The sequence below is a fragment of the Paraburkholderia sediminicola genome (assembly GCF_046026675.1).
GTDB lineage: Bacteria > Pseudomonadota > Gammaproteobacteria > Burkholderiales > Burkholderiaceae > Paraburkholderia > Paraburkholderia sediminicola_F.
On sequence record NZ_JAQQEY010000002.1, the window covers coordinates 1,084,465 to 1,096,927 of the forward strand.

Consider the following 12,463-nt stretch of genomic DNA (forward strand, 5'->3'; position numbering starts at 1 on the left):
TTGAAATCTAGTCGATAAAAAAGCCCGTCAGAATGTCAAAAATTCACGATGCAAATATCGACGCCGCGAGCGTCGATGCTTTTCTTGTGCGCGCCGATGCTGATTTCTTTGCGCGTCGTATGAGCGACGCAGCGAACGGTTACCAGAGGGTACTAGCCGTCCGCCCGCGTGACGCGCATGCACTGCATCGCATGGCGCTCGCCCTTGTCCATATGGATGAAATTGACGGGGCTTCGACGTACATGGAACTCGCAGTGCTGGCGGCCCCTGGCCATGCAGACCTGTGGGAGCATGGGGGGCTGATAGCGGCGATGAACGGCGAGCGTGTCAAAGCTGAAACGTATTATCGGCGCGCCATGGCTATCGGCGGAAGTACAGCGACGCTGCACCGGAATCTTGCCGACTGTCTTCGACAATCGGGCCGACTTCCGGAGGCTAAAGCTCACTACGGAAAGGCCCTTGAAATGGAGCCGGAACTGCATCACGCAATTCGAGCCATTGGCAGGATCAGCGCAGAACTGGCAGAAACCGATGATGCTGCCGACAACCTTTTTCGCGCCTGGATGCTGGACCCTGCGAGCTTGCAGGATGGGCTCGACCTGATCATCGCACTCGTCAACGCGGGGCGTGAGGACAAGATTGGCGGCGTGGTAGAGCAATTGAGCAGCCTCTATGCAAACAACGCAGATGCGCTGAGACTGATCTCTGGCGTGTTGAACGAGAAGCACCGTTACGCCGATGGATTGAGGCTCGCCAAGCAGGGACTATCGATCGATCCTGATAACCATTTTCTGTACTACAACGCAGCGAGGGCGTTATGGATGTGCGGACAGGCGAGGGAATGTTTTCCATACGCAATGCAAGCGTTACGTTTTTGGCCGGAAAACGAGGTGGCGAGCGTGCAGTACTTTGTCTCGTGTGTTCAGCTTGTTCTGGGCAATTTCGATGAAGGATGGAAGCAACATAAAACTTTCTATACATATCCGTCGATAAGCCGTCAATTGGTTCACCCGGAATTCCCTGAGTGGAACGGAGAACCGGTGGCGGGATGCCGGTTTTTGTACGTACTCCACCAGGGATTCGGCGACCAGATACAGTTCCTGAGATTCGCCGAGTGGTTACACCGACAAGGCGCGACGGTCGATGTGCTCGTCGACACACCGCTCGCCGAAATTGCTGCCAGCATGACCGGCGTGCGCGCGGTCTACACATATCCCACCGTGCCAGGCGGACCATACGAGTACTGGTCTTATATGATGCGGATAGCGGCGTATATGAATTTGAAAATATCAATGCTCCCGGTTGCCACGCCATATCTCACGACCACGCAGAAGCGGCGCGACCATTGGCGCACCTACATCGAAGCGACCGCTCCGCGCCCGGCATGTGCGAAAATGCGGCGCGTCGGATTCGTCTGGAAGGGAAGTCCGAATACGAACAATGATCGCTTCCGGTCTATCAGTTTGCATACGCTGCGACCATTGTTTCACGTGCACTCTATAACCTGGTTCTCGGTTCAGAAAGGTGACGACGAGGAAGGCAGCAAATTGCTGGCTGACGACTTTGACGTGCATACCTTGGGACCGCTGATTGAAGACTTTAGTGACACGCTCGCGATACTTGAAACGCTCGATCTTCTTATCACAGTTGACTCGTCCGTTGCACACCTTGCAGGTGCTGCTGACCTACCCGTATGGGTGCTTCAGCCCGCCTATTCCGAGTGGCGGTGGTTGGTCGATAGAACGGATAGCCCTTGGTATCCGTCGATGCGGCTGTTTCGTCAGAGCGAACTCATGGAATGGGATTCGGTTGTCGAAGAAGTGCAGGAAGCGCTGGAGGAGTGGCGCGATGCCCCTTCGCCATAGGTACTGACATGCGGACGATCTATAACGAAGGGGAACATCCGATTCGCGTCTTCGTCGACAAGGACATTGATCCACGATTTGCAGATCGATGCAGGCGCAACGGTCGGACTCGATGCTCCGGGTGGCATCATTGAGCTGTGAGAGCTTGAGATGAACGCGGAGGAAAGCGTCACGGCGTAGCATGGAAGCTCAATCACCCGCATGCAGATGACTGCGCACAATCAACCGCGCCGCGCCACCATCTCCGAGACCGTCTGCGCGGCCTGCTGCAGCGGCTCCAGAAACGCCTTCACCATCTGCTTGGCCGAATTGCGCTGAGCATTGCCGCTGATGTTCATCGCCGCGATCACGCGCCCCTGGCGGTTGCGAATCGGCGCGGACAGCGAAATCAGACCGCCCTCCAGCTCCTGGTCGACGATCGCCCATCCCTGGCGGCGCACCTGCGCGATCAGCTTTTTCAGCTCTTCCTTGTCGGTCACCGTGCGCGGCGTATGCGCATAGAGCGGCGTCGAACTCAGGGTCGCTTCGAGCGCTTCGTCGTCGAGCGCGGACAGCAGCACGCGGCCCATCGACGTGCAATACGCCGGCAGGCGGCTGCCGATCGACAGGTTGATGGTCATGATCTTGTGCGTCGGTACGCGCAGCACGTAGACGATCTCGGTGCGGTCGAGCACGGCCGCCGAGCAACTCTCGTGAACCTGTGACGACAGATTTTCCATCACCGGTTCGGCGAGATTCCAGAACGGCATCGAGGTCAGATACGCGAAACCCAGGTCGAGAATCTTCGGCGTGAGCCGGAACAGGCGGCCTTCGGCCTCCACGTAGCCGAGCGTCTGCAGGGTCAGCAGAATGCGGCGTGCGCCGGCGCGTGTCAGGCCGGTGGCCGCAGCGACGTCAGTGAGCGTCTGTTCGGGGCGGGTGGCATTGAAGGCGCGAATCACCGAGAGGCCTCGCGCGAACGACTGCACATACGAGTCGCCCGGTTTGTCCGCGGCCGGTTCGGCGCTGGCAGGAACGGCAGAAGGCGGTGGCAGGGCTTTGCTCATGGACCTTGAAAGATGCGTTCGAAGAAGGGCGCGTAGCGTTCGCGCGTTTCAGCCGGCGCGATGCGGTGCAAAGGCGTGACGATAGCGTAAGCCTTCTGTTTCGCCAACTTTGCCCGCTTTCGCCCATCGTTCGCCGCGAGTGAAACCTGCCTTGCGCAAAGTGACTAAGCCATTGATTATAAATAATTCGTTGGCTAAGAGGGCGTTGCCCCGTTGCGAAAAAATGTGGCCTGACCGAGCCACGTCGCCCGGATGCCCCCGAACGGCGCGTAGAAGGTGGGTTAAGCGCTAACCCGCCTCCTGCGCGGCAGCGTCCCGATGATGATCGGCGGCGAGGAACATATACATTGCAGGCACCACGAACAAGGTAAAAAGGGTGCCGATCGACAGCCCCGTGAAGATCACGAGGCCCATCGCATTGCGGCCCGCGGCGCCGGCTCCCGAGGCGAACACGAGTGGCACGACGCCGAGCACCATCGCCGCGGTCGTCATCAGAATTGGGCGTAGCCGCACGGCCGCCGCTTCTTCCAGGGCTTCGCGCTTCGACTTGCCGGCGTGTTGTAGCTCGTTGGCGAACTGGACGATCAGGATGCCGTGTTTGCTCACGAGCCCCATCAGCGTGACGAGCCCGACCTGCGTGTAGATGTTCAGCGTCGTCAAGCCGATATTGATGAAGATGAGCGCACCGAACAGCGCCATCGGCACTGAAACCAGGATCACGATCGGGTCACGGAAACTTTCGAATTGCGCCGCGAGCGCAAGGAACACGATGATCGTGGCGAGCAGCAGCGTGATGACGAAGCCACCCGATTCCTGCACGAACTGCCGCGACTGGCCCGAATAATCTGCCGCATAGCCTGCCGGTGCGACCTGGGTGGTCGCCTTGCGCAGAAAATCGAGCACCTCGCCTTGCGACACCCCCGGCACGATCACGCCTGAGATCGTCGCCGAGTTGAGTTGCTGGAAGTGGTTGATCGATTCCGGCACGACGTTGTGTTCGAGATGCGCAATCGTCGAAGCCGGCATGACGCTGCCGTCCGGCGTGCGCAGGTAGTAATCGAGTACCTGCGAAGGGTTCAGGCGGTCGGTCTGCAGAACCTGCGGAATCACCTTGTACGAGCGCCCGGCGATCGAGAAGTAGTTGACATAGCCGCCCCCGAGCGCTGAGCCGAGCGCTTGGCCGACGTCGCTCTGCGAGAGCCCGAGGGAGGCGACCTTGTCGCGGTCGACCACGAGCGTGGCTTCCGGCTTGTCGAGCTTGAGATCGCTGTCGACGAAGAAAAACATCCCACTCTCACGGGCTTTTTGCAGGACCGCCTGTGAAACTTCGTTGAGGTTCTCGAACGGCTCGGTCGTGCTGATGACGAACTGCACCGGCAAGCCCTGCGAGCCCGGCAGCGGTGGAAACTGGAATGCCGCGACGCGCGCACCTGAAATCTGATTCCATTTCTGCTGCAGTTCCTGCTGCAAGGCGGTCGCGCCCTTGCTGCGCTGGTCCCATGTCTTGAACAGCACACCGCCGATCCCCTGGTTGAGTGTCGGCGCGCCTGTGAGCTGGAACATCTGCGCGTATTCAGGCAGCGCCTTGGAGATATCGAACACCTGGTCCGCGTACATCTGCATCTGCTGGATGGTCGCGTTCGGCGGCCCCTGGATCTGCGACAGGACGATCCCCTGATCCTCCTGCGGCGCGAGCTCGGCTTTCGACGTCATGAACAGATAGACCGTGCCGCAGAGCAGCAGCGCGCCCATTATGGTGAACACGGGCCAGGTGTCGAGCGTCGAGCGCAACAGGCGACTATAGCCACGATGGACGCGTTCGAACTGGCGGTCGACGAAACGCGCGAAGCGCCCGGACTCCTGGTCCGCACGGAAGAAGCGCGAGCACATCATCGGCGACAACGTCAGCGCGATCACACCGGAGACCGTCACCGCGCCGGCAAGCGAAAAGGCGAACTCGGTGAAGAGCGCACCCGTCAGGCCGCCCTGAAAACCGATCGGCACATACACGGCGATCAGCACGACAGTCATCGCGAGGATCGGTCCGCCGAGTTCGCGCGCGGCGATCAGCGCGGCATCGAACGGCGCCTTGCCTTCCTCCTTCATGTGGCGATCGACGTTTTCGACGACGATGATCGCGTCGTCCACGACGAGCCCGATCGCGAGCACGAGCGCGAGCAGTGTCAGCAGATTGATCGAATAGCCGAGCAACTGCATCACGAAGAACGTGCCGATGAGCGACAGCGGCATCGCGATCAGCGGCACGATGACTGCGCGGAAGCTGCCGAGGAACAGGAAAATCACCGCCGTGACGATCAGCAGCGCCTCGACCAGCGTCTTGATCACCTCAACGATCGCCGTGTTGACGAAATCGGTCGCGTCATAAACGATCTCCCCCGTCATGCCGGTCGGAAACTGCTTCTGCAGCCCGGGAAACACGGCCTTCACGCGTTTGGCGACATCGAGGATGTTGGCGTCCGGCGCCACCTTGATGCCGATGAACACCGAACGCTTGCCGCTGAACGCGACGTTGAAGTCGTAGCTATCGGCACCGAGCACGACGTTCGCGACGTCTTCGAGGCGCACGATCGCGCCGTTTTTCTGCTTGATGACGAGTTGCTTGAAGTCGTCGACGGTATGCAGGTCCGTGCCCGCGTTCAGGTCGACGCTGACCATTTGCCCCTTCGTCGTGCCGAGTGTCGCGAGATAGTTGTTGTTGCCGAGTGCCGTGAAGACGTCACTTGCCGTCACGCCGTGCGCGGCGAGTCGCGTCGAATCAAGCCACGCGCGTAACGCGAACTGCCGTCCGCCGAGGATTTCCGCCGTCTGCACGCCTTCGATCGAATCGAGCTTGGGCTTGATGACGCGCAGCAGATAATCCGTGACGTTGTTGCTCGGCAGCACGTCGCTGTAGAACCCCATGTACATCGCGTCGGTGGTCTGCCCGGTCTGTACCGTCAGCACCGGTTGTTGTGCCTGCGGCGGCAACTGGTTCCGCACCGAGCCGATCTGCGTATTGATTTCGGTCAGCGCGCGATTCGCGTCATAGTTCAGGCGCAGTGTCGCGGTAATGGTCGACACGCCGGTGCTGCTCGTCGACGACATGTAGTCGATACCTTGCGCCTGAGCGATTGCCGCCTCGAGCGGCTGCGTGATGAAACCGGCGATGGTGTCGGCGTTCGCCCCATAGTAGGCCGTGCTGATCGTCACGACGGCGTTTTCGGTTTGCGGATACTGGCTGACTTTCAGGGTGGCCAGCGAGCGCAGCCCGAGCACGAGAATCAGCAGGCTGACGACCGATGCAAGCACGGGCCGCCGGATAAAGAGATCGGTGAATGTCATCTCGCGGTCTCTCTATTGTTCCTGCGGCGTCGGGTTCGGACTGTCCGAGGGCTGCACGCTATTGTTGATGACGAGCGGCGTGCCGTTCTTGAGCTTGAGCTGCCCGCTCGTTACGACCTGCGTGCCGGCGTCCACACCTTTGAGGATCGCAACCTGATCGCCGCGCGTCGGCCCCGGCGTGACGAACACCTGCTGCGCAATGGGCAGCGTCTTGCCTTGCGCATTGGCTTGTGTGCCCGGCTTGACGACGAACACAGTCGCTCCATAGGGGTTGTAGGTGATGGCCGTTTGCGGCAGCGTCAGGTAGCGCTGTCCGGCGCCCGCGTCGATCTTCACGTTCGCATACATGCCCGGCAGCAGCTTGCGCTCGTGATTGTCCACGCTCGCTTCGATCTGCACATTGCGCGTGGTACTGTCGACTTTCGGGCTGAGCGACTGGATCTTGCCCACGAACGTTTGCCCGCTAAACGCGTTGGTGTCGACCACGATGGTCTGGCCGATCGCGAGCTGGCCAAGCTGCTGTTGCGGCAGGTAGAAATCGGCGTAGATCGGATCGATCGCCTGCAGCGTGACGATCGCATCTCCCGGATTGATGTATTGGCCCGGATTGATCGTGGTGATGCCGAGTCGCCCTGCAAACGGTGCGCGGATGGTTTTCTTTTCGACCAACGCGGCCTGTCCCGCGACTTGTGCCTGCTTGCCCTTCAAGTCTGCGGCGTCCGCGTCGAGTTGCGCCTTGGCAATCGCCTTGATATCGTACTGCGCCTGATCGCGCCTGTAGACGGTCTGCGCGAGTTCAGCCGCTGCCTCTAACGAATGGAGCAGCGCCACGTCGGTGTCGTCGTTGAGCTGGACGAGAACCTGCCTGGCTTTCACTTCCTGCCCCGAGCTGAACGCCACCTCACGCACGAGGCCCGCGACTTCGGTGGTGACGTCGACGCCGCGCACGGCGCGCAGGCTGCCGACCGCCGCCAGCTGCGGTTGCCACGACTGATAGCCGGCGACGGCCGCCGAAACGGTGGCGGGCGGTGCGGCGTTGCCTGCCATGAATTTGGCGAACATGTACGAGCGGAACTGGTTGAAGCCGACGAGTGCGGCCAGCAGCAGGCCGACACAGATCAGCATGATCACCATCCGCTTCGTCATCGGTTTTCTTTCGGTCATCGTGATGTCCTTGCACGGCATTGGGCGAAGCGCCGGACTTTGCATGCCTTCGTGTCTGACTGCGCGTGTTGCAAAGAGCGGTACGGCGAGCGTTCTGTCTGGCTATGTCAATCGTCAGTCAATGCGTTGTTGCGGCGGTGGCCGGCGCGGCGGCGTTCCACCAGCCGCCACCGAGCGCCTGGAAGAGAGCTGCGGTGTCGGCGTAGCGGGAGGCCTGTGCCTGCGCGAGGCTCACCATCGTTTGCTGGTACTGGCGTTGGGCATCGAGAAGCGCCAGGTAGCTCACGCCGCCGACGCGATACTGCCCGCGCGTGAGTTCCAGCGAGTCGCTGGCGGAGCGCCAGGCGTCCGTCTGCGCGTTCAGGCCGGTCGCGTCGTGATCGAGCGCGCGCAGCGAATCCGCGACGTTCTGGAACGCCAGCAGCACCGTTTCACGATATTGCGCGTCGGCTTGTTCGTAGGCCGCCTCGGCCGCGCGCTTTTGCGCGCTCAGTTGCCCGCCGTGGAAGACCGGTTGCAACAGGCCGGCGCCCAGGCTCCAGATCGTGCTGCCGGCCTTGAACACCTGAGCCGGCGTCAGGGCCTCGGCGCCGTAGCTGGCGGACAGCGTGATCTGCGGATACATCGCCGCGGTCGCCACGCCGACTTGCGCGCTGGCCTGATGCAGTACGGCGTCGGCGGCGAGGATGTCGGGCCGTTGCTGCACCAGTGCCGACGGCAGGCTTACAGGCAGCGCCTCGGGCAACGAAAACATCTCGAGCCTGAATTCAGGCAATGTGGCGTCGCTGGGCAATTTGCCGGCCAGCACGGCGAGCTGGTGGCGTGTCTGGTCGAGCTGTTGTTGCAGCGGCGGCAGCGTGGCGCGGGTCTGCGCGAGGAGGGTTTGCTGCGCGAGCACCGCCGTGCGGCCCACGCCCCCCAGTTCGAACTGCTTGCTGAGCACGCCCAGTTGCTCGTCTTCCTCCGCGGCGATCCGCTCGGTTGCCTCGATCTGCGCGCGCAGTGAGGCTTCCTTGACGGCCGCGGTCACGATGTTGGCGGACATCGCGAGATAGGCGGCCTGCAACTGGAAACGCTGGTAATCGATTTGCGCGTGCAGCGCTTCGAGCTCGCGCCGTGAGCCGCCGAACACGTCGAGTTTGTACGACACGTTCACTGATGCGTTGTACAGATTGAACTCATCGACCACTCCGGGCTCGCCGAACGAGATGCCGTTCAATTTTTCGCGCGTGGCGCCAAGCTGCGCGTCGACGCTCGGCAGGAGGGTGCCGCCGGCTTGCGCCGAGAAGTTTTCGCGTGCCTGCCGCAATGCGGCTTGCGCCGCGGTGATGTTTGGACTGTTGACGAGGGCTTGACGGATCAGCGCATCGAGCGGTTCGCAATGAAAGAGCGCCCACCAGGCGGCGGGAATGTCCTGTCCCGGCACAAAGCGCTGCGGCAAGCCTGCGGCCCCTGGAGAAGAGGCCGTCTGGTCGGGCAGCGGCGAGGCGGTGTAGGTATCGGTAGCGGGCGCGGGGGGAGTACGGTAATCGGGACCGACCATGCAGCCGGCGACTGCGGCGCAGCCGCATAGCGCGACGCACAGGCGCCGCTGCCGGACAATACGCTGGATAACGTCGATCATCGATCCACCTTATATCGCCTGCGTTTAACCTAAACGACGGAGCGGACGCGGATATTCAGGCAACTTGAACTTTCGATGTTTCTTTTCCCGACGCCGCAATTTATACCATGCGGGACATTTCTACGCGTAGCCTAGCATGGCCGATCGCTGTGCTTGCGCACGAGATCACGTAGTCAGGGCGCTGTACGGTCTTTCAGACACCCACCTGCATTGCAACCGGTGCGCGGCGGCCGCCGGTCGTACACGTCGCCGGCAGAAACGATTCGCTCCCTGAAAAGCAGAGCGACGCCACCTCGATCCCTGCGATCCCGGCAGTTTCTTCCCCCCTTTACCTCCTCATCTGTTTCGCCACTGCACGCCGATCTATGGTGCGACCCCCTCGCGTAAACCCCAGAAAGTTTCACCTTGCATGTGTATTTTGGCAAAAGTATATTGCAATACACCATCAACTATCTCTATGAGATAACAAATGAACGAAGACATCCTTGTTTCAAACCATGGGCGCGTCGCCGTCATCACGTTGAACCGCCCCGCGCGCCTGAATGCGTGGACGACCGCAATGCGCGAAATGATCATCGACGCCCTGGAGGGTTTCGACGCGGATGACGGCGTTGCCGCGATCGTCATGACGGGCGCGGGCGATCGTGCGTTTTCCGCCGGGCAAGATCTGTCGGAGGCGCATGACTTCGACGGCGAACGCGCAGTCGCATGGGTCAAGGAGTGGGAGCGCTATTACACGGTCCTGCGTGGCTTGAAGAAACCGCTCGTCATGGCGCTGAACGGTACGGCAGCCGGCTCCGCGTTTCAGGTCGCATTGCTCGGCGACATCCGCGTCGGCCATCCGGGCGTGCGCATGGGTCAGCCAGAGATCAACGCGGGGATCGCCAGCACAACCGGCCCGTGGATCATGAGCGGGATGCTCGGGATGTCCCGCACTATCGAATTGACGCTGACCGGCCGTCTGATGGAGGCCGAAGAATGTCACCGCATCGGGCTGATTCATCACCTCGTCCCAGCGGATCAGGTGTTCGCCAAGGCCCTCGAAATCGCCACTGAACTGGCCGCGAAGCCGCCCATCGCGATGCGTCTCGACAAGCAGCGTTTCCGCGAGATGACGGAGCCGAGCTTCCGTGACGCCATCGAGGCGGGCGCGCGCATCCAGCGCGAAGCCTACGACTCCGGTGAGCCGGCGCGAATGATGGAAGCGTTCTTCCGCGAACGCGCGAAGTAAAGCAAACCACGGCCATTTCTTTTCATCCTGTGCGGGAGACCCGAGCATGACGCAAGACTTCAACCTGATCCGGCGCCGCTTTCTGCAAAGCGTCGGTAGCGCTGCACTCGCCAGCGCCATGCCGGTGCTGGCCGGCGCGCAGTCGAAACAGATCGTTGTATCCGATCCCGGCGGTCCGTACACCACCGCGTATCGCCAGGCGTTTTACGACCCGTTCGAAAAAGCCACCGGCATCAAGGTGGTGAGCGTTGCGCGTGAATCCCAACCGGTTGCGCAACTGGCGGCGATGGTGCAGACAAAAAATTATGTCTGGGACGTCACCACGCTCACGCTTTCCGCGGACATCCCGTACCTGGAGTCAAAAGGCTTTCTCGAGCCGATCGGCCTGAAGGGCAGCGACTTCCCGGACCTGATGGCCGAAGCGGTGGCGCCGAACTGGCTCGGCGTCGACGTCTATGCCACTGTGCTCGCGTACCGGCAGGACAAATTCGGGCAGAACGGTCCGAAATCGTGGGCGGACTTCTGGGACGTCAAACGCTTTCCGGGCCGGCGCTGTCTGCGCCGCAGTCCGCTGGACACGCTCGAGCAGGCGTTGCTGGCAGATGGGGTGTCGCTCGACAAGCTTTATCCGCTCGACGTCGATCGCGCCTTCCGCAGTCTCGATCGGATCAAGCCGCACGTGAACATCTGGTGGACCTCCGGCGCGCAGGCCATGCAGGCGATCCAAAGCGGCGACGTCGACATGATCTCGGCGTGGAACGGCCGTGCCCAGGCCGCGCGCGACGGCGGCGCTCCGGTCACGATCGTATGGAACCAGGGACTCTATTCGATCGAAGGGTGGGGCATTCCCAAAGGCACGCCGCGCGCCGACTTCGCCCGGCAGTTCGTGCGCTTCTGCGGCGATGCGCAGCGCCAGGCCATGCTCACCGGCACGCTCGCCTACGGTCCGACCAACCGCAAGGCGTTCGACTCGATCCCGGCTGCCCGCGCCGCAATTCTGCCGACCGCGCCGGACAATCTGCGGGACATGCGCCTGCCGAGTCCGCAATGGTGGGCCGACAACCGCCAGAAAGTGACGGAGCGCTTTAACACCTGGATTATTTCCTGAGGAGCAGCGCGATGAGTGCGAAGCTTGAAACGATCGGGATTGCGAAGAACTACGGCGAAACCGCCGCGCTGCAACCTACCGATCTGACCGTGCAGGCCGGCGAATTTCTCACCTTGCTGGGTCCTTCCGGATCCGGCAAGACCACGCTGCTGCAGATGATCTCCGGGCTCGTCGCGCCGACGGCAGGGCGCATCGAAATCGACGGCCTCGATGTGACGCACGTGGAACCCGGCAAGCGCGGCATCGGCATGGTGTTTCAGAGCTACGCGCTGTTTCCGCATATGAGCGTCTGGGACAACGTGGCTTACGGCTTGCGGATGCGCCGCAAATCGCGCGAAGATGTCAGGCGGGCCGTCGACGACGCGTTGACGATGGTATGCATGAACGATTATGCGAAGCGCTATCCGAAAGAGCTGTCGGGCGGCCAGCAGCAGCGCATCGCGCTGGCGCGCTGCTTCGCCTACCGGCCTTCCGTGATTCTGCTCGATGAGCCGCTCGGCGCGCTCGACAAGAAATTGCGCGAGCACATGCAGTCCGAGATTCGCCGCTTGCACAAGGAGCTCGGCGCGACCTTCGTCTACGTGACACACGATCAGGATGAAGCGTTGACGCTCTCCGATCGCATCTGCCTGATGAATCAGGCTCGCATCGAACAGGTGGGTACGCCTGTCGATCTGTACGACCGGCCGGCCACGCGCTTCGCGGCCGGCTTCATCGGGCATTCGAATCTGCTCGAAGGCGCGGTCGATCACGAGCGCGGTCCCAGAGGCGAACCGATTCTGCTGACTGCAGGCGGCCGCGTGCCGCTGCCGCAAAGCGGCGCGGCTGCGGCAGGCTCGCCGGGTGCAAAACACTGTCTGCTGCTGCGCCCTGAAGCGCCGCGCCTGGTCGAGCCGAAAAGTGGCTTCCTCGACGGCACGATCTCCGACATCGTGTTTTTCGGCAGCGATACCCGCGTACACCTGACCCTGACCGACGGCAGCCACCTGACCGTGCGATGCGAGCGCAGTCTGTCGCCGTGCGTCGGCGATACGGTCGGTCTGGTGTGGGACCCCCATCGCACCACGCTACTGCGCGCGTGAC

Annotated in this window: 8 protein-coding genes; 4 read left to right on the forward strand and 4 right to left on the reverse strand. The window is 61.8% G+C overall.

What is annotated here, in order from left to right; translation table 11 throughout:
• Window positions 1-32: 32 nt before the first annotated feature.
• Window positions 33-1,865, forward strand: coding sequence for a tetratricopeptide repeat protein (locus tag PQQ86_RS24795; RefSeq protein WP_408272925.1), 1,833 nt, complete (start codon window positions 33-35; stop codon window positions 1,863-1,865).
• 221 nt (window positions 1,866-2,086) lie between these two features.
• Here PQQ86_RS24795 and PQQ86_RS24800 read toward each other — a convergent pair whose 3' ends face one another.
• The 4 genes from PQQ86_RS24800 to PQQ86_RS24815 all read right to left on the reverse strand — a co-directional run bounded on the left by PQQ86_RS24800 (window position 2,087) and on the right by PQQ86_RS24815 (window position 9,041).
• Window positions 2,087-2,911 (reverse strand): IclR family transcriptional regulator, encoded by an 825-nt coding sequence (locus PQQ86_RS24800; RefSeq protein WP_408200532.1) that lies wholly within the window; start codon window positions 2,909-2,911, stop codon window positions 2,087-2,089.
• 288 nt (window positions 2,912-3,199) lie between these two features.
• Window positions 3,200-6,253 (reverse strand): efflux RND transporter permease subunit, encoded by a 3,054-nt coding sequence (locus tag PQQ86_RS24805; RefSeq protein ID WP_408272928.1) that lies wholly within the window; start codon window positions 6,251-6,253, stop codon window positions 3,200-3,202.
• 12 nt (window positions 6,254-6,265) lie between these two features.
• A complete protein-coding gene (locus PQQ86_RS24810; protein WP_408272931.1) occupies window positions 6,266-7,417 on the reverse strand; it encodes an efflux RND transporter periplasmic adaptor subunit in 1,152 nt (383 codons plus the stop codon).
• Window positions 7,418-7,535: 118 nt separating this feature from the next.
• Window positions 7,536-9,041 (reverse strand): efflux transporter outer membrane subunit, encoded by a 1,506-nt coding sequence (locus tag PQQ86_RS24815; protein WP_408272934.1) that lies wholly within the window; start codon window positions 9,039-9,041, stop codon window positions 7,536-7,538.
• 469 nt (window positions 9,042-9,510) lie between these two features.
• On the opposite strand from PQQ86_RS24815, the gene PQQ86_RS24820 reads away from it, so the two are divergent.
• The 3 genes from PQQ86_RS24820 to PQQ86_RS24830 are packed head-to-tail and all read left to right on the forward strand — an operon-like array spanning window position 9,511 to window position 12,462.
• A complete protein-coding gene (locus PQQ86_RS24820; RefSeq protein WP_408272937.1) occupies window positions 9,511-10,272 on the forward strand; it encodes an enoyl-CoA hydratase/isomerase family protein in 762 nt (253 codons plus the stop codon).
• Window positions 10,273-10,318: 46 nt separating this feature from the next.
• Entirely contained in the window at window positions 10,319-11,380 is a 1,062-nt protein-coding gene (locus PQQ86_RS24825; protein WP_408272939.1) for an ABC transporter substrate-binding protein, read from the forward strand.
• An 11-nt stretch (window positions 11,381-11,391) separates the two neighbouring features.
• Window positions 11,392-12,462 carry an ABC transporter ATP-binding protein gene (locus PQQ86_RS24830; protein ID WP_408272942.1) on the forward strand — a complete coding sequence of 357 codons (1,071 nt, stop codon included), beginning with the start codon at window positions 11,392-11,394 and terminating at the stop codon, window positions 12,460-12,462.
• The last annotated feature ends 1 nt before the right edge of the window (window position 12,463 follow it).